This window comes from Tahibacter sp. (assembly GCF_035481375.1).
Taxonomy (GTDB): Bacteria; Pseudomonadota; Gammaproteobacteria; order Xanthomonadales; family Rhodanobacteraceae; genus Tahibacter.
Genome location: NZ_DATIGT010000106.1, coordinates 1 through 16,059, shown reverse-complemented (window position 1 = coordinate 16,059; position 16,059 = coordinate 1). Strand labels below are relative to the sequence as shown.

At 66.5% G+C, this 16,059-nt stretch carries 14 protein-coding genes; 3 read left to right on the top strand and 11 right to left on the bottom strand.

Annotation, left to right across the window (positions count from 1 at the left end):
* Positions 1–34: 34 nt before the first annotated feature.
* From lpdA to purB, 7 genes are all read right to left on the bottom strand, one after another.
* The gene (lpdA, locus tag VLF18_RS06685) at positions 35–1,462 is read right to left on the bottom strand and encodes a dihydrolipoyl dehydrogenase (RefSeq protein ID WP_325278843.1); all 1,428 of its coding nucleotides are present in this window, start codon (positions 1,460–1,462) and stop codon (positions 35–37) included.
* 18 nt (positions 1,463–1,480) lie between these two features.
* The gene (locus VLF18_RS06680; RefSeq protein ID WP_325278842.1) at positions 1,481–1,864 is read right to left on the bottom strand and encodes a hypothetical protein; all 384 of its coding nucleotides are present in this window, start codon (positions 1,862–1,864) and stop codon (positions 1,481–1,483) included.
* Entirely contained in the window at positions 1,864–3,093 is a 1,230-nt protein-coding gene (gene odhB, locus VLF18_RS06675) for a 2-oxoglutarate dehydrogenase complex dihydrolipoyllysine-residue succinyltransferase (RefSeq protein ID WP_325278841.1), read from the bottom strand. Before odhB ends, VLF18_RS06680 begins: the two co-directional genes overlap by 1 nt.
* A gap of 5 nt (positions 3,094–3,098) precedes the next feature.
* Entirely contained in the window at positions 3,099–5,942 is a 2,844-nt protein-coding gene (locus VLF18_RS06670) for a 2-oxoglutarate dehydrogenase E1 component (RefSeq protein WP_325278840.1), read from the bottom strand.
* Positions 5,943–6,104: 162 nt separating this feature from the next.
* A complete protein-coding gene (locus VLF18_RS06665; RefSeq protein WP_325278839.1) occupies positions 6,105–7,067 on the bottom strand; it encodes a GNAT family N-acetyltransferase in 963 nt (320 codons plus the stop codon).
* Complete coding sequence (locus VLF18_RS06660; protein ID WP_325278838.1) at positions 7,064–8,254, bottom strand: cupin domain-containing protein; 1,191 nt, start codon at positions 8,252–8,254, stop codon at positions 7,064–7,066. The genes VLF18_RS06665 and VLF18_RS06660 overlap by 4 nt, the downstream gene beginning before the upstream one ends.
* Before the next feature lie 103 nt (positions 8,255–8,357).
* Positions 8,358–9,725, bottom strand: coding sequence for an adenylosuccinate lyase (gene purB, locus VLF18_RS06655; RefSeq protein ID WP_325278837.1), 1,368 nt, complete (start codon positions 9,723–9,725; stop codon positions 8,358–8,360).
* Positions 9,726–9,818: 93 nt separating this feature from the next.
* Between purB and VLF18_RS06650 the strand changes: the two genes are divergently transcribed.
* The gene (locus VLF18_RS06650; RefSeq protein WP_325278836.1) at positions 9,819–11,219 is read left to right on the top strand and encodes a class II fumarate hydratase; all 1,401 of its coding nucleotides are present in this window, start codon (positions 9,819–9,821) and stop codon (positions 11,217–11,219) included.
* Between the two features lie 124 nt (positions 11,220–11,343).
* Positions 11,344–12,486: a hypothetical protein gene (locus tag VLF18_RS06645; protein ID WP_325278835.1), complete on the top strand. Its 1,143-nt coding sequence runs from the start codon at positions 11,344–11,346 to the stop codon at positions 12,484–12,486.
* Between the two features lie 383 nt (positions 12,487–12,869).
* Here the strand turns inward: VLF18_RS06645 and VLF18_RS06640 are convergent, their stop codons facing one another.
* From VLF18_RS06640 to VLF18_RS06625, 4 genes are read right to left on the bottom strand one after another with little or no spacing between them, the layout of a single operon-like run.
* On the bottom strand, positions 12,870–13,838 hold the full coding sequence (locus VLF18_RS06640) for a hypothetical protein (protein ID WP_325278834.1): 969 nt from the start codon (positions 13,836–13,838) through the stop codon (positions 12,870–12,872).
* Entirely contained in the window at positions 13,835–14,692 is an 858-nt protein-coding gene (locus VLF18_RS06635; RefSeq protein ID WP_325278833.1) for an ABC transporter ATP-binding protein, read from the bottom strand. Before VLF18_RS06635 ends, VLF18_RS06640 begins: the two co-directional genes overlap by 4 nt.
* Positions 14,689–15,063 carry a GntR family transcriptional regulator gene (locus VLF18_RS06630; RefSeq protein ID WP_325278832.1) on the bottom strand — a complete coding sequence of 125 codons (375 nt, stop codon included), beginning with the start codon at positions 15,061–15,063 and terminating at the stop codon, positions 14,689–14,691. The genes VLF18_RS06635 and VLF18_RS06630 overlap by 4 nt, the downstream gene beginning before the upstream one ends.
* 4 nt (positions 15,064–15,067) lie before the next feature.
* Complete coding sequence (locus VLF18_RS06625) at positions 15,068–15,424, bottom strand: hypothetical protein (protein WP_325278831.1); 357 nt, start codon at positions 15,422–15,424, stop codon at positions 15,068–15,070.
* A 191-nt stretch (positions 15,425–15,615) separates the two neighbouring features.
* On the opposite strand from VLF18_RS06625, the gene VLF18_RS06620 reads away from it, so the two are divergent.
* Positions 15,616–16,059: glutathione peroxidase (locus VLF18_RS06620; protein ID WP_325278830.1), on the top strand; the 444-nt coding region annotated here is incomplete at its 3' end.

Sequence of the window (16,059 nt, the reverse complement as noted above, 5' to 3'; positions counted from 1 at the left end):
GGCCGGACGCGGACGTCCAGCCTGCGACCGCCGGTCAGTTCGCCTTGTGGATTGCGCGCTTGTCGACGGCGAGCGCGGCTTCGTGCACGGCTTCCGACAGCGTCGGATGCGCGTGGCAGATGCGCGCGAGGTCTTCGGCCGAACCCTTGAACTCCATCGCGACGACGGCTTCGTGGATCATTTCCGAGACGCAGGCGCCGACCATGTGCACGCCGAGCAGCCGGTCGGTGTCGGCATGCGCGATGACCTTGACCATGCCGGCGGTCTCGTTCATCGCGACGGCGCGGCCGATCGCGGCGAACGGGAACGAGCCGGTCCGATACGGCACGCCTTCGGCCTTGAGCTGCTCCTCGGTCTTGCCGACCCAGGCCACTTCCGGCTCGGTGTAGATGACCCAGGGCACGGTGTCGAGATTCACGTGGCCGGCACGGCCCGCGATGAGTTCGGCAACGGCGATGCCTTCCTCGGAACCCTTGTGCGCGAGCATCGGACCGCGCACGCAGTCGCCGACCGCCCAGACGCCGTCGACGCCGGTGTGGCAGTGTTCGTCGACGACGACGCGGCCGCGTTCGTCGAGCTTCACGCCGGTGCCTTCGGCCAGCAGGCCGTTCGTCGCGGCGCGGCGGCCGACGGCGACGAGCAGCTTGTCGACGACGAGCGTCTGTTCGCCCTTCGCATCGGCGTAGACGAGATGCACTTCGTTGCCCTTGACCTCGGCCTTGGACAGCTTGGCGCCGAGGCGGATGTCGAGACCCTGTTTCTTGAATTCGCGAGCGGCGGCCTTGGCGATGTCCTGGTCGGCCGCGGCGAGGAAGTCGGGCAGCGCTTCGAGGATCGTGACTTCGGCGCCGAGGCGCTTCCAGACGCTGCCGAGTTCGAGGCCGATCACGCCGGCGCCAATGACGCCGAGGCGCTTGGGCGTTTCGGCGAAGTCGAGCGCGCCGGCATTGTCCACGATGTTCTTGTTGTCGAATTTCGCGAACGGCAGTTCGATCGGGACCGATCCGGCGGCGATGATGACGTTCGTGCCGCTGATCTCCGAGACGCTGCCGTCCTGCGCCTTGATCGAGACTTTGCGATCGGCCTTCAGCGTCGCGAAGCCCGCGATCGGCGTGACCTTGTTCGCCTTGAACAGCATCGTGATGCCGCCGGTGAACTGTTTGACGATCTTGTCCTTGCGGCCGACCATCGCGCCGACGTCGATCGTCGGATTCGCCGCGGAAATGCCGTGCACGGCGAAGTTGTGGGTCAGGTTGTGGAACTGCTTGGAAGAATCCAGCAGCGCCTTGGACGGAATGCAGCCGACGTTGAGGCAGGTGCCGCCGAGCGCGGGCTTGCCGTCCTTGCCGATGAAGGCATCGACGCAGGCCGTCCTGAGGCCGAGCTGCGCGGCGCGGATCGCGGCCACGTAGCCGGCAGGGCCGGCGCCGATCACCACGACGTCATAGTGCTGTTCGCTCATCTTGAATTCCTGGGTTGGTCAGTCGGCTGCGGCGGTCGGCGGCAGCTCCGCGGCGAGCTTCCGGATGTAGTCGCCGTGGCGCTCGAACAGGCCCTTGGCCTGGTCGAGCGCGGCGAGACACTGGTCGGCGGTCGGGTTGTGCTCGACGGACGCCGGCGGCTGCGATTTCAGGTCGAAATGCGCGAGCACGCGCTGCATCGCGACCGCGTTCGGCGAATCCGTCAGCGCGCGATACGCGGTGCTGAAGGCGGGGTGCTCGTGGTCGCAGTTGCCGATGTCGATCGTCGAGATCGCATCGAACTCGCGCAGGATCTCCGCCATGCGCGCACGCGCCGCCGGATCGGGCGCCGCGTGCGCGGCGCCGGCGAGCAGTCCGGCCATGAACGCTCCGGCGATCTTCATCAGAGGCCCAGCAGCATCTTCGCCGGGTTTTCGAGCTGGTTCTTGATGTCGACGAGGAACAGCACGGCGTCCTTGCCGTCGATGATGCGGTGGTCGTAGGACAGCGCGACGTACATCATCGGCGCGGCGACGACCTGGCCGTTCTCGACGATCGCGCGGTCCTTGATCGCGTGCATGCCGAGGATCGCGCTCTGCGGCGGATTGACGATCGGCGTGGAGAACAGCGAGCCGAACGTGCCGCCGTTGGTGATCGTGAACGTGCCGCCGGCGAGATCGTCGAGCGTGAGGCCGCCTTCGCGCGCCTTCTTGGCGTAACCGGCGATCTGCTTCTCGACGTCGGCGAAGCTCAGGTTCTGTGCATCGCGCAGCACCGGCGTCACGAGGCCCTTGTCGGTCGACACGGCGACCGAGATGTCCTGGTAGCCGTGATAGATCACGTCGTTGCCGTCGACCGACGCGTTGATGATCGGATGGCGCTTGAGCGCTTCGCAGGCGGCCTTCACGAAGAAGCTCATGAAGCCGAGCTTGATGCCGTGCGTCTTCTCGAACTGTTCGACGAGTTCCTTGCGAACGGCCATGACCTTGCCGAGATTGATCTCGTTGAACGAGGTCAGCATCGCGATGGAGTTCTTCGACTGCATCAGGCGCTCGGCGATCTTCGCGCGCATGCGCGTCATCGGCACGCGCTCTTCCGGACGCGAGCCCGGCGTCGGCTTCGCGGCCGGAGCGCTCGCGGCGGGGGCGCCGGCCGCGGCCGGCGCGGCGGTGCCGCCCGAACGCATGAAATTGACGAGGTCTTCCTTGGTCACGCGGCTGTCGCGGCCGGTGCCGGCGACGCCGGCCGGATCGATCGCGTTCTCGGCGGCGACGCGGCGGCCGGCCGGCGAGAGTTCGTCGACCTTGGCCGCCGGCGCGGCAGCGGCCGGCGCGGCGCCCTTCGGCGCTTCGGCAGCCGGTGCGGCGGCCGCGGGTGCCGGCGCGGCGGCGACGGCGCCTTCTTCGATGACGGCGATGATTTCCTGCGAATTCACCGTGTCGCCGCTCTGGCGGCGGATTTCCTTGAGCACGCCGTCGGCCGGAGCCGGGACTTCGAGGACGACCTTGTCGGTTTCCAGATCGACCAGGTTTTCGTCGCGCTTCACCGCATCACCGGCTTTCTTGTGCCAGGTCGCGATGGTGGCGTCGGAAACGGATTCGGGCAGAACCGGGACTTTGACTTCGATGGTCATACTTCTTACTCCGAGGCGTGATCAGTGCCGATCGGCGCGACCAGCGCCTGCTCGACCAGGGCCGCCTGTTCGGCGACGTGGGTGTTGTGGTGGCCGCAGGCCGGCGCCGGCGAGCGCGCGCGGCCGGCGTAGCTGAGGCTATGTTCCGCGCCGAGGCAGGCGCGCAGGTGATGCTGGATCTGGTACCAGGCGCCCTGGTTCATCGGCTCTTCCTGGCACCAGACGACTTCCTTGGCCGCCGGATAGCGGGCGACTTCCGACTTCACTTCGGCGCGCGGGAACGGATAGAGCTGCTCGACGCGCACGATGGCCACGTCGCTGACGCCGCGCTTCTCGCAGTCGTCGACGAGATCGAAGTAGACCTTGCCCGAGCACAGCACGACGCGCCGCACCTTCTGGCCCGGCTTGGCCGTCGAATCGCCGATGACGAGCTGGAAGCCGCCGTTGGCGAGATCGTCGAGCGAGGACACGGCGAGCTTGTGGCGCAGCAGCGACTTCGGCGTCATGACGACGAGCGGCTTGCGGCAGTCGCGCACCATCTGGCGGCGGATCATGTGAAACGCCTGCGCCGGCGTCGTCGGTACACAAACCTGCATGTTGTTCAATGCGCACATTTGCAGGAAGCGTTCGAGGCGCGCGGAGGAGTGCTCCGGACCCTGGCCTTCATAGCCGTGCGGCAGGAACAGCGCGAGGCTCGACAGGCGGCCCCACTTGGCTTCGCCCGAGCTGATGAACTGGTCGATGACGACCTGGGCGCCGTTGGCGAAGTCGCCGAACTGGCCTTCCCAGATCACGAGCGTGTTCGGCTCGGACGTGGAGAAGCCGTATTCGAACGCCATGACGGCTTCTTCGCTGAGCACCGAGTCGATGACCTCGACGCTGGCGCCGGCACGCACGTGAGCGAGCGGCAGGTAGGTGCCGTCGGTCTTCTGGTCGTGCAGCACGGCGTGGCGGTGGAAGAACGTGCCGCGGCCGACGTCCTGGCCGACGACGCGCAGGTCGTGGCCTTCGGCGATCAGGGTCGCGTAGGCGAGGTTCTCGGCGAAGCCCCAGTCCAGCGCCTGCTGGCCGGCGGCCATCTTGCCGCGGTCCTCGTAGATCTTCGCGACGCGCGGATGCAGCACGAGTTCCGGCGGCAGGCTCAGGATGCTCTGGCTCAGCGCGACGAGCTTGTCCTTGGCGACGCCGGTCTTGTGCGGCGTGTCGAGCCTGCCGTCGATGAACTTCGACCAGTCGAGCGCGTAAGGGTCCTTGAAGTCCGGATCGAGCTCGGCGACCGACAGACCGGCTTCGAGCTTCTTGCGGTAGTTCTCGACGAGCGCCTGCGCGTCGCCGTCGGCGATGACGCCGGCCGCGGCGAGCTTTTGCGCATAGAGATCGCGCGTGGTCTGGCGCGCGCGGATGATCTGGTACATGACCGGCTGCGTCGCGGCCGGCTCGTCGGCTTCGTTGTGGCCGTGGCGGCGGTAGCAGACGAGGTCGATGACGACGTCCCGCTTGAACTTCTGGCGATAGTCGAACGCGAGGCGCGCGACGAACAGCACGGCTTCCGGATCATCGCCGTTCACATGGAACACCGGCGCGTTGACCATCTTCGCGACGTCGGTGCAGTAGTACGTGCTGCGCGCGTCCTGCGGGTTCGAGGTCGTGAAGCCGACCTGGTTGTTGACGACGATGTGCACGGTGCCGCCGACGGCGAAGCCGCGCGCCTGCGACATGTTGAACAGTTCCATGACGACGCCCTGGCCGGCGAAGGCCGCGTCGCCGTGGATCAGCACGGGCATGACCTGGCTGCGGTCGGCATCGCCGCGGCGCGTCTGGCGCGCGCGCACCGAGCCGGCGACGACCGGGTCGACGATTTCCAGATGCGAAGGATTGAACGCGAGCGCGAGATGGACGGTGTGGCCGGTGGTCCTGATGTCGGCCGAGAAGCCCATGTGGTACTTCACGTCGCCGGAATGCGCCGGATCGTCGGGATGGTCGAACTTGCCCTCGAATTCGGCGAACAGCTTCTGCGGTGCCTTGCCGAGCGTGTTGACGAGGACGTTGAGGCGGCCGCGATGGGCCATGCCGAGCACCATGTCCTTGACGCCGTCGGCGCCGCTCTGGCGCACGAGTTCGTCGACGAGCGGAATCAGGCTGTCGCCGCCTTCGAGCGAAAAGCGCTTCTGGCCGACGTACTTGGTGTGGAGATAGCGTTCGAGGCCTTCGGCGGCGGTCAGGCGTTCGAGCAGGCGCTTGCGGTCGTCGGTGCTCAGGCCGAAATTGCCGGCGGCCTTCTCGAGCTGCTCGTGGACCCAGCGGCGCTGCACGGCATCGCTGATGTGCATGAACTCCGCGCCGATCGAGCCGGCATAGGTCGCCCTGAGCAGCGCGACGAGATCCCTGAGCTTGAGGCGCTGCGGGCCGGCGAGGGAGCCCGTGTTGAATTCGGTGTCGAGGTCGGCGTCGCCGAGGCCGTGGGACGCAAGTTCGAGATCCGGTGCCGGCAGCTTCTCGGCGAGGCCCAGCGGATCGAGCGAAGCGGCGAGATGGCCGCGTGAGCGGTAGGCCGTGACGAGCTTGAGTACGGCGGCCTGCTTCTGCGCCTGCGCGTCGTTGACCGGCGCCGCGGCGGCTGGTGCGGCGACGCCGCGGCCGTTGAGCTTCTGCGCCGCGCTGATGCGCGCTATCGCATCGGCGTGGGATTTGTCGTCGCGGCCTTTGAAGCCGTCGAAGTAGCGCTGCCAGTCGGGCGAGACCGTGGCGGGATCGCGCAGCCAGGATTCGTAGAGTTCTTCGATAAACGCGGCGTTGCCGCCGGACAGCTGGGAGGTATCACGGAACAACTGGATCAGGTTCGCGCTCACGTCGGGAATCACCGGGGTGTGGTGCTGGCTGCACGTCGGGAAAGGTTCGATCGGCTCGATCGAAACCCGCGGATTATACGCCGATCGTGTTGCGACGCGGCAAGGCGACGATGGTCATAAGTGCGGAGATTTCGGCCGGTTTTCGCCTGCGCCGGCGGTTCGCTACAGGTGCAGTTCACGCAGGCCCGGCGGTGGCAGCGAGCGCTCCCAGACCTGATTGAAGTATTCGCGCAGCTGCGCGTGGCGGCCCGGGGCGTAGGTCTTCGCCTCGCCTTCGAAGCGGCTGCCGAGCACGCGGAAGTAGTAGCCGCGCCGGTCGGTCACGAGGAAGGCCGAGGGATACTGCTGGTCTTCCTCGACCTCGGGCGTGCGGAACTGGAACACGCTCGGCAGGCGATGCGCGAGATGGATCAGGCGGTGCCCGTCGGCGATCGCCGCCGCGGGGCTCTGCACCAGCACGCGGACCGACGCGCCGCGGCCGGCCGTGCCGATGCGCTTGAATTCCTCGAGCACGGTTTCCTGGTCGAGCAGCGCGGCGTCGAGGTCGCGCGTATAGATGCAGAGCTCGCGCTTGGTCGCGCGCAGCAGCTCGAGCACGGCGGCGATCGCCTGGTCGCGGTCCTCCACGGCGAGCGTGCGCGGTTCCGGCGTCTCGTCGAGCTGGCTGCCGGGTCGATAGCTCGCATCGGGCGGCGCCAGTTCGAGCCGCATCATCCGGTGCGGGATGCCGCATTCCATGAACTCGTCGCCGTAGGGCGCGAAGCCGAAGCGCTCGTAGAACGGAATCGCGTAGCTCTGCGCATGCATTTCGAGCGCGGGGCGATGCTGCGCGCGCGCGCGCTCGATCAGCGCGCGCATGATCGCGGCGCCGACCTGCCGGCCGCGCCAGCTGTCGAGCACGGCCATGCGGCCGATCTTGTCGTCGGGCGTGAGCCGGCCCGTGCCGATCGGGTTGCCGTCGTTGTCGCGCGCGATCACGTGTACCGAGCGCGCGTCGAGGTCGTCCCATTCCTCGTCCTCGGGAATGTTCTGGCCGAGGATGAAGACCTCGGTGCGCACGAATTTCAGATCGGCCTGGTCGACGTTCCAGTCGGCCGGTTCGACACGAAAGCGGTCTTCGATCATCGGCGGCTCCGGCGTTGCGGACGGGTCAGCACGAGCTGGCCCGCATTGATGAGATCGAGCAGCACGCGGCGGTCGGGCGCGGCCAGCGCGGCGATGTCGGCGGCGGCGATCTCGCGCTGCTCGCAGACGAGTTTCGCGAGCGCGACGGAGCAGGTGTGGCTGCCGCCGGCCACATACAAGGTTGCCGATCGTGCGCGTTTGATCCAGGCCGTGCGCGCCCACGGAAAGCGCGCGATGCCCGCGCCCTTGGCGAGCGCCGCGTCGAGGTCGGCCTCGCTCGTCGCTCGTGGCGGCGGCAGCGCCGTCTGCGCGCTGCGGTACGCGGTGATGTAGCGGCCGAACCAGTCGTGCAGGTGCGCATCGGGCAGCGCGCGCAGCGCGGCGACGGCCTGTTCGACGCGGCCGAGCGCCGCGGTGTCGATTTCGTAGGGATCGCGCGCCGGCGCGAGATCGGGGTCGGTGTAGCGGTCGTCCTCGGTCAGCGGCTCGACGAGGCTGTCGACGAGATCGCCGAGCATTTCGGCGACGGCCGGCGCGCGCATGCCGACCGACAGCGTCATGCAGTCGCCGACGGCGACGCCGTCGTGCGCGAAGCCCGGCGGCAGGTAGAGCATGTCGCCGGGTTCGAGCACCCAGTCATGGGTCGGCGCGAATTCCGCGAGGATCTTGAGTTCGAGTTCGGGCCGGAATGCCTTCGGTGACGACGGATCGTCGCTGATGCGCCAGCGGCGCCGGCCGAGACCCTGCACGAGGAACACGTCGTACTGGTCGACGTGCGCACCGACGCCGCCGCCGTCGACGGCGTAAGAGATCATCACGTCGTCGACGCGCCAGCGCGGCAGGAAGCGGAAGCGTTCGAGCAGTGCCGCAACGTCCATGTCCCACTTGTCGACGTCCTGCACGAGCAGCGTCCAGTGGGTCTTCGGCAGCGTCGCGAACACGCCTTCGTCGAGCGGCCCCGTCGTCACGTTCCAGCGGTCGCGCTTCGGATCGCGCACGATGAGCCGCGACAGCGCGGCCTCTTCGCAGGCGAGCCCGGCGAGATCTTCCGGCGTGACCGGCAGCGGGAAGTCGGCCAGCGCGCCGCGGATCAGCAGCGGACGCTTCTGCCAGTAATCGCGCAGGAATTCCGCCGGCGGCATGCCGAGCGGCTGGTTGGCGCGGGCGTGGACTTCGATCGGCGGCATAGGACAGGAACTGGAAGTGAGCGATAGGAACTAGAGGACAACCGATGGCTTCGGACCTGATTGCTTTCTCTATATTTCTAACAACTATTCACTAGTTACTTTTTCACACACTTCGCGCAAGCGATGCCGCCAGCCCCACGTACGTCGCCGGCGTCAGCTCGCGCAGGCGTTGCTTCGCGTCGGACGGGAGTTCCAGCGTCTCGATGAAGTCGCGCAGCGCTTCCTTCGTGATGCCGTGTCCGCGTGTGAGCGCTTTGAGCTGTTCGTACGGATTCGGCAGGCCATGGCGGCGCATGACGGTCTGCACGGCTTCGGCGAGCACTTCCTGGCTTGCGTCGAGGTCGGCGGCGAGGCGTTCGGGGTCGACCTTGAGCTTGCCGAGGCCGCGCGCGAGCGCGTCGTAGGCGACGAGGCTGTGGCCGAACGCGGTGCCGAGCGCGCGCAGCACGGTCGAGTCGGTCAGGTCGCGCTGCCAGCGGCTGACCGGCAGCTTCGCGCTGAAATGCTCGAACAGGCCGTTGGCGATGCCGAGGTTGCCTTCGGCGTTTTCGAAGTCGATCGGATTGACCTTGTGCGGCATCGTCGACGAGCCGACTTCGCCGGCCTTGAGCGCCTGGCGGAAATAGCCGAGCGAGATGTAGCCCCAGACGTCGCGCGAGAAGTCGATGAGGATGGTATTGACGCGGCGCAACGCATCGCCGATTTCGGCGACGCAGTCGTGCGGTTCGATCTGGGTCGTGTACGGGTTGAAGGTCAGGCCGAGTCCTTCGACGAAGGCCTTCGCGAACGCCGGCCAGTCGACTTCCGGATAGGCGACGACGTGCGCGTTGTAGTTGCCGACCGCGCCGTTGATCTTGCCGAGCAGTTCCACGCCGGCGACCTGCGCGCGCTGGCGCGCGATGCGCGCGACGACGTTCGCGATTTCCTTGCCGACCGTCGTCGGCGACGCGGTCTGGCCGTGCGTGCGCGACAGCATCGGCTGGTCGGCGAGATCGTGCGCCATCTGCCGCAGCGTACCGAGCAGCCGGTCGATCGCCGGCAGGATCACCTGGTCGCGCGCGTCGCGCAGCATCAGCGAGTAGGAAAGATTGTTGATGTCTTCGCTCGTGCAGGCGAAGTGGATGAATTCCTTGACCGCCTCGACTTCGGTGAAACCGGCGCTGCGTTGTTTGAGCAGGTACTCGATCGCCTTGACGTCGTGGTTGGTCTCGCGCTCGATCGCCTTAACGCGTTCGGCGTCGTGCAACGAAAAGCCGTCGGCCAGCGTCGTCAGGAACTGACGCGCCGCGGCACTGAATGCCGGAACCTCGACGATCGCCGGATCATCGCCGAGCGCGAGCAGCCAGCGAACCTCGACGAGAACCCGGCGCTGCATCAGGCCGAACTCGCTGAAGATGGGGCGCAGGGCGTCGGCCTTGGCGGCATAACGGCCGTCGAGCGGCGACAGGGCGGTCAGGGGATTGGCAGTCATCGGCGGTGGCTGAGGCGGGGGCAAAGACGCGGAATCATACACCGCCGACTATACTGACCGGTCCCAATCCCGCTTCCGCGCACAGGAATTGCCATGGGCGACTTCCGCATCGAAAAAGACAGCATGGGCGAACTGCGGGTGCCGGCGGCGGCACTCTACGGCGCACAGACCCAGCGCGCCGTGCAGAACTTCCCGATTTCCGGCCTGCGCATGCCACGCGCCTTCATCCGGGCGCTGGGGCTGATCAAGGCCGCGATGGCCGACGTCAATGCGGAGCTCGGGTATCTGAAACCCGCGCCGGCCAAGGCCATCCGAAAGGCGGCCGAGCGTGTCGCCGCCGGCGAATTCGACGCCGAATTCCCGATTGACGTATTCCAGACCGGCTCCGGCACGTCGAGCAACATGAACGCGAACGAGGTCATTGCGACGCTCGCCAACCGCGAGCGCAAGCTCGGCGTGCATCCGAACGACCACGTGAACATGGGGCAGAGTTCCAACGACGTGATTCCGAGTGCGATCCAGCTCGCCGCGGTGCTGGAGCTTCGCGAAGACCTGCTGCCGGCCCTCAAACACCTGCGCACGACGATACTGCGTCGTGCGAAATCGCTGGCCCGGATCACCAAGACCGGGCGCACGCATCTGATGGACGCGATGCCGCTGACCTTCGGCCAGGAGTTCGAGGCCTGGGCCGCGCAGCTGGCCTCGGCGATCGAGCGCATCGAGGACACCCTGAAACGTCTGCGCCGCCTGCCGCTCGGCGGTACGGCGATCGGCACTGGCATCAATGCCGACCGGCGTCAGGGCAAGCGCGCGGCCAAACGGTTGTCCGAGCTGGCTGGCGCGAAACTTGAATCGGCGGCCAACCTGTTCGAAGGCATCGCATCGCAGGATGCCGCGGTCGAGGCGTCGGGCCAGCTCAACGCGCTGGCCTGCGCGTTGATGAAGATCGCCAACGATCTGCGCTGGATGAATTCCGGTCCGCTCGCGGGCCTCGGCGAAATCGAACTGCCGGCGCTGCAGCCGGGGTCGTCGATCATGCCGGGCAAGGTCAATCCGGTCATTCCGGAGGCGGTCGCGATGGTCTGCGCCCAGGTCATGGGCAACCACGTGGCGGTGACGGTGGCCGGGCAGAGCGGCAGTTTCCAGCTCAACGTGATGCTGCCGCTGGTTGCGCACAACCTGTTGCAGTCCATCGCGCTGCTGGCGGGGGCGTCGCGCCAGCTCGCCGATGCGGCGATCGCGGGCCTGCGCGTGCGTGAGGATCGGGTTCGCGACGCGCTCGCGCGCAATCCGATCCTCGTGACCGCGCTGAATCCGGTCGTCGGCTACGAGGCGGCCGCGGCGATGGCCAAGCAGGCGTACCGCGAGGGCCGGCCGATCGCCGAGGTCGCGCGCGAGCACAGCGGGCTGTCCGAGGCCGAGCTGGCGCGCCTGCTCGATCCGGTCGCGCTGACGCGCGGCGGCATTGGTGCCGGCAGCGCGGGCGGGGGTTAGACCAAAGAGAAGAATGAGTGAAAACCCGTCATGGCGAACAGCACATGCCTGACGGGAACCGGACGGCACAATGGCGCCGGCCAACACCTTGCAATCGTAGTAGTCGTCTTGTCTGGAGAATGAAATGTTGAAACGTCTGGCCCTCGCCACGGCGCTGCTGGCAACCAGCGCCTGGGCGCAACAGGAAATATCGATAACGGCCAAGGACATCGAAACCGGCGCTGCCGACGCCAAGCTCGCCGAACTCGGCCGCCAGGCGGCTGCGAGCGGCAAGGAAGTCGTCATCAACGCGCCCAAGGACTGGCACGGCAAGATCGCGGCCAAGGTCAAGGCCGGTGGGGCGGCGCCGGTGAAGCTGAACGACAGCTTCTTCGAAAACGTCGTCGTCCGCGTCGCCGACAAGGCCAAGGCCGAAGCGCCGAAGCCCGCCGAAGCGCCTAAGCCGGCCGAAGCGCCGAAGCCTGCGGCCGCGCCTGTCGCTCCGGCCCCCGCGCCGGCCAAGCCGGTCGAGCCGCCGAAGCCGGCCCCGAAACCCGTAGAGGCACCGAAGCCGGCAACGCCGCCTCCGGCACCTGAACCCGCACCCGCTCCCGTCCAGACGCCGCCTCCGGCCCCCGTCCAGACACCGCCGCCGGCTCCGGCTCCCGTGCAGGCGCCCCTGCCGCCGGCCAAGCCTGCCGCCGCGCCGGTCGACACCAGCGTTGCGGTCAAGCAGCGTTTCGAACAGAACCTCAACGGCGGCAAGCCGGCGAAGGGCGATGTCGAGCAGACCCAGCTGCAGAAGGGCGATCTCGTCTATATCGACGGCGACGTGCGCGCCGTAGTGCGCCGCGACAGCCTCGGAACCACGCTGTTCTGGCTGACCGGCGAGCTGAACCTGCAGCGCGCGGAACTCAAACCGCTCGCCGAGAACCGGTACGAAGTCGTCAACAAGATCAGCGGCAGCAGCAACATTTCGCTGCGCGGCGTCGCCGGCGAGGCGCAGATGTTCACGGCCAAGGTGCCGGGCGAGACGGATGCCGAGCGCGCCGACATGGAGAAGTCCTATGCCGAAGGCCGCCCGGTCGGACGCAGCCTGCGCGTCGACCAGCTGTCGCAGGGCGACATGATCTACCTCGGCAAGACCTCGGCCATGATCGTGCGCCGCGACGGCGGCCAGCTCGCGCGCTACTGGCTCGACGGCGAACTGAATACCGGACAGGTCGGCCTGCAGAAGGAAAAGGGCGCGACCGGCAAGTTCAAGGTGCTCAGCGACAACATCGAGTGATCGAACGAAAAAGCCGCCGAAAGGCGGCTTTTTCGTGCGCGAATGCGTGGGAGAGGAGGGCAGGGGAGTGAGAAACGAGTAAGCGGCGGGTTGACCCGGTCGGACAGGACTTCGCATTTCCGGCCGCATGCTGAGCGTCTTCGCGGCTCCATTTTCTTCGCGAACGACAAGGCCGCCTCCGGGCGGCCTTTGTCTTTACGGGCCAACGGCAGGACGCGCGGACGCGGGATCTATCGATCAGCATTTCGCGTCGCCTGATGCTCGCCGACCATGGGCCGTACGAGAGGCAGGGCCCGCCTCTTCGTTTCTCACACCTTCCGCTTCCCGCGCGCAACGAAAAAACCGCCCGAAGGCGGTTTTTTCGTCACGCGGTTTTCCTGCCTTCAGCTGTCGTCGCGCCAGCGGCGCAGCCAGATCGCGACGACGATCATGCCGACACCAGCCGCGACGCCGATCCAGAGATTCGCCGTCGTCAGCGGCGCCGTGATCGTGTCCAGGTTGATCGCGTTGAGCAGCACTTCGGGGCCATCGGCGCCGTCCATGTCGTGCTCGAGCTTTTCGAAATCCATCCAGCTGCCCGGCAGGATGCTGAAGAGGATGCGCGAAACGATGTTTTCCCAGAACCAGTTGTTCGGCAGACGCAGGTTGGTCACCGCATCGAAGATCGACACACACGTGGCCGTCGCGATCGGCAGCAGCGTCGCCCAGAGGAATGGCACGCGCTTGGCGAAGGCCGAGCAGAGCATGAGCCAGCCGATCGTCGGCAGCGCCCACAGCGCGTTGATCGGAATCAGCAGCGCGATTTTGCCGACGACGCTCAGCGGCGAGGCATTGGCCCAGATCACGGTGAACGGATTCATGCCGTAGAAGCCGACGATCGCGCTGAACAGGATCAGCAGGCCGAGCATCAGCAGCAGCGCGGCAGCCAGCGCGAACAGTGGAGCGATGGCCGTCGCTGCGACGATCTTCGACAGCACGGTTTCCAGATCGGACACCGGCAGCGACTTCCAGAACAGGATGCTGCGATCGCGGCGATCGTCATAGAGCGAGCCGAGCAGATAGAAGAACGTGACGATGGCGAGCGTGATCGCGACGGGGGCGGCGGCGAAGAACAGGCCGACGTCGAGACCGGCGCCGACCTGCAGGCGCTGCTCGGGCGTCATGGCCGCGGCGAGGTCGCCGAGGCGCACGCCGCTGATGATCTTGCCGTCGATGTTGAGGTTCGACAGTCCCGTGATCGTCGCGATCGTGAAGACCAGCAGCACGACGCCTGCGGCGATCAACGGCGCCCACTGGAAGCCGCCGCGGTGTTCCCAGTACTCGCGCTTGAGCAGCCAGGTGAACGTGTTCATGCGTAGGTTCCTTTCATGGTGGCCACGAACAGATCGGCGATGCTGGGCTGACGGGTCTCGCCGAGTTCGGCCAGGCGCGGCTTTTCGGTGCCGTCGAACAGGAAGATGGACTTGCCGAAGATCTGGCGTTCGCCGAGCGGCTGCATCGCGCGGGCGGCGGCGGCCTTGTCGGGGTTGACCATGACTTCGGTGAAGCGGTCGGCGACGGCGTCCATGCTCGCGTCGAGCACGACCTTGCCGTCGCGGATGAACATGAGATCGGTCAGGATGTGCTCGATTTCCTCGACCTGATGCGTCGTGATGACGATGGTCTTCTGCTCGTCGAAATAGTCGTTGAGCAGGCTCTGGTAGAAGTCTTTGCGATACAGGATGTCGAGCCCGAGCGTCGGTTCGTCGAGGACGAGCAGGCGCGCGTCGATCGCCATGACCAGCGCAAGATGCAGCTGCACGATCATGCCCTTGGACATTTCGCGAACGCGCATGCGCGGCTTGAGCTTGGTGCGCGAGAGAAAATGTTCGCACTTTTCGCGCGAGAAGCGCGGATGCACGCCGGCGACGAAGTCGATCGCTTCGCTGACACGCAGCCAGCGCGGCAGCACGGCGACGTCGGCGATGAAGCAGACGTGCTGCATGAGTTCATGACGCTGCTTGCGCGGATCGAGCCCGAGCACCGACAGCTCGCCCTGGAAATCCGTGAGGCCGAGCATGGCCTTGAGTGCCGTGGTCTTGCCGGCGCCGTTCGGGCCGATCAGCCCGACGATGCGACCGGCGTCGATCGAGAAGCTCACGTCGTCCAGCGCGGCGGTCGATCCGAAACGCTTGCTGAGGTTGCGTGCCTGTACCACTGCACTCATGACGACGCTCCTTCCAGATCGCGGCTGTCCTGTACCAGTTTTTCCACATCGAGCCCCAGTCGCTTCAGCCGCGCATACAGCGCCGGCCATTCCTCACGCAGAAAGCGTTCCCGCTCGTTCTTGAGCAGCGCATCGCGCGCCCCTTCGTTGACGTACATGCCGAGTCCCCGTCGTTTTTCGACCAGTTGTTCATCCACCAGCTCCTGGTACGCCTTCGACACCGTGATCGGATTCAGCTGGAAATCCGCGGCGACCTGGCGTACCGAAGGGAGGGCGTCCCCTTCATTGAGTACCCCGTCCAGGATCATCGCCACGACGCGATCGCGCAGCTGGAGATAGATCGGGGTGTTGTCGTTCCATGTGATGGTCATGGGATCAGTCCTGGCTCACCTGCGGCAGCACTTTGCCGAACGAATAGTAGGGCATGTCAAAAGCGCCTCTGCCGGCTCCGGCCCGCGTGCGCACCGGGGAATTCGGTACCGCGTCGGCGGTATCTTCGGCGTCGGCGACCGGCTCGGCGTAGGCCAGCGCGAGATCTTCGGCACTCGGGCGGACCGTGACTTCCGGCAGGACGACCAGCGTGGCCACGCGCTCCGGCGCGACCTTTTGAACCGCGGCGCGTGCGGGCGCCGCGGCAGGAATTTCGGATTCGCGGGCGGCGCGTTCGATGGCAGCGCCAGCCACAAACGTAAAGGAAGCGATCAGGACGGTAACGACGGCGCTGACTTTCATGGCGGTTCCTTCGTGGTGCTCGGCTTGGGTGGTGTTGTAGTGAACTATAACACCATATCGAGGAGGGTCAAGCGATTTTTGCGACCTGCTGTCAAGTTCTTCGCATTGCATCGAGAATCTTTAAAAGAAACGGTAACTTAGCGCGGTCCACGGAGTATGCTCGCGAGGCTTTCCCTGTCTGGAGAACCGTGATGCGTCTGCTATTCCCCGCTCTGCTGCTCGCTTTTGCCGCCGTCGCACCGGCCTGGGCCTGCAGCGACCTGCTCGCGAGCGACTACCGGCCGCTGGCCGGCAAGGAAAAGGTCTCGCTGTGCGAGAAGTACGACGGCAAGGTGCTGCTCATCGTGAACACGGCGAGCAAATGCGGCTTCACGCCGCAGTACGAAGGCCTCGAACAGCTCCATGCGAAATACGCGGAGCGGGGCTTCGCCGTGCTCGGCTTTCCGTCGAACGACTTCAAGCAGCAGGAGCCGGGCTCGGAGAAGGAGATCCAGGAATTCTGCACATTGACCTATGGCGTGAAGTTTCCCATGTTCGAGAAAGTGCACGTCACGAAAGAAGAGGCCACGCCGCTTTACGCGCGGCTCGCCGCCGCGAGCGGCGGTCGCTATCCGAGCTGGAATTTCTACAAGTAC

What these genes read in the sequence shown, in the direction of transcription:
- VLF18_RS06665 (WP_325278839.1), bottom strand. Translation starts at nt 7,067, where the DNA reads ATGATCGAAGACCGCTTTCGTGTCGAACCGGCCGACTGGAACGTCGAC.
- VLF18_RS06645 (WP_325278835.1), top strand. Translation starts at nt 11,344, where the DNA reads ATGTTGAAACGTCTGGCCCTCGCCACGGCGCTGCTGGCAACCAGCGCC.
- VLF18_RS06680 (WP_325278842.1), bottom strand. Translation starts at nt 1,864, where the DNA reads ATGAAGATCGCCGGAGCGTTCATGGCCGGACTGCTCGCCGGCGCCGCG.
- VLF18_RS06640 (WP_325278834.1), bottom strand. Translation starts at nt 13,838, where the DNA reads ATGAACACGTTCACCTGGCTGCTCAAGCGCGAGTACTGGGAACACCGC.
- VLF18_RS06630 (WP_325278832.1), bottom strand. Translation starts at nt 15,063, where the DNA reads ATGACCATCACATGGAACGACAACACCCCGATCTATCTCCAGCTGCGC.
- purB (WP_325278837.1), bottom strand. Translation starts at nt 9,725, where the DNA reads ATGACTGCCAATCCCCTGACCGCCCTGTCGCCGCTCGACGGCCGTTAT.
- VLF18_RS06660 (WP_325278838.1), bottom strand. Translation starts at nt 8,254, where the DNA reads ATGCCGCCGATCGAAGTCCACGCCCGCGCCAACCAGCCGCTCGGCATG.
- VLF18_RS06635 (WP_325278833.1), bottom strand. Translation starts at nt 14,692, where the DNA reads ATGAGTGCAGTGGTACAGGCACGCAACCTCAGCAAGCGTTTCGGATCG.
- VLF18_RS06650 (WP_325278836.1), top strand. Translation starts at nt 9,819, where the DNA reads ATGGGCGACTTCCGCATCGAAAAAGACAGCATGGGCGAACTGCGGGTG.
- VLF18_RS06625 (WP_325278831.1), bottom strand. Translation starts at nt 15,424, where the DNA reads ATGAAAGTCAGCGCCGTCGTTACCGTCCTGATCGCTTCCTTTACGTTT.
- odhB (WP_325278841.1), bottom strand. Translation starts at nt 3,093, where the DNA reads ATGACCATCGAAGTCAAAGTCCCGGTTCTGCCCGAATCCGTTTCCGAC.
- lpdA (WP_325278843.1), bottom strand. Translation starts at nt 1,462, where the DNA reads ATGAGCGAACAGCACTATGACGTCGTGGTGATCGGCGCCGGCCCTGCC.